The sequence below is a fragment of the Paenibacillus anseongensis genome (genome assembly GCF_009757995.1).
GTDB classification, from domain to species: Bacteria; Bacillota; Bacilli; order Paenibacillales; family NBRC-103111; genus Paenibacillus_E; species Paenibacillus_E chondroitinus.
On sequence record NZ_WSEM01000011.1, the window covers coordinates 1 to 521 of the forward strand.

General features: G+C 48.2%; 1 protein-coding gene. It reads right to left on the reverse strand.

Annotation, left to right across the window (positions count from 1 at the left end; genetic code table 11):
• A partial coding sequence (locus tag GON05_RS39285; RefSeq protein WP_338114056.1) for a DDE-type integrase/transposase/recombinase occupies nt 1-428 on the reverse strand: 428 nt, incomplete at its 3' end.
• Nucleotides 429-521: the final 93 nt, after the last annotated feature.

Below are 521 nucleotides of genomic sequence, written 5' to 3' on the forward strand. Positions count from 1 at the left end.
AGGGCAGTTCTTACTGCTTGACAGACCTGCTTTGCGTCGCAGCTAGAGCCCAGATGGTAACCTACGATACTGCGGTCAAACACATCAATGATGCCCGCCATATAAAAGAACTGGTCATAACCTGCCACATAGCCGTACTTAATGTCGAGCTGCCAGAGTTGGTTTGAACGTGTAATCGTGTGGTTACGAGCCAGTTTCCGTGGATAATGAATCTTTTTTCGCCGCTGCGGATGAAGGATGCCAAGCTTCTTGCATAGGCGGTACGTTTTCTTCTTGTTAATGATCAGATTGTGTTGGATACGCAAGCATTCATTCAGCATCAAGTAGCCATAGCTATGCTCTTCACCGGAAACGAGTTCCATCAGCCATTCTTCGATCTGCTCATCACTGACGGCTTCACCTGAGCGCGTAAAAGAGTGATTTGTCACGGGTCTACCACGAAGTACTGCGATTGTTTTCTTCGTCGTGGTTCGTTGCTCGGACTTTCTCCTGTCGTAGTACGTCGAAGAAGCGACTCCAGT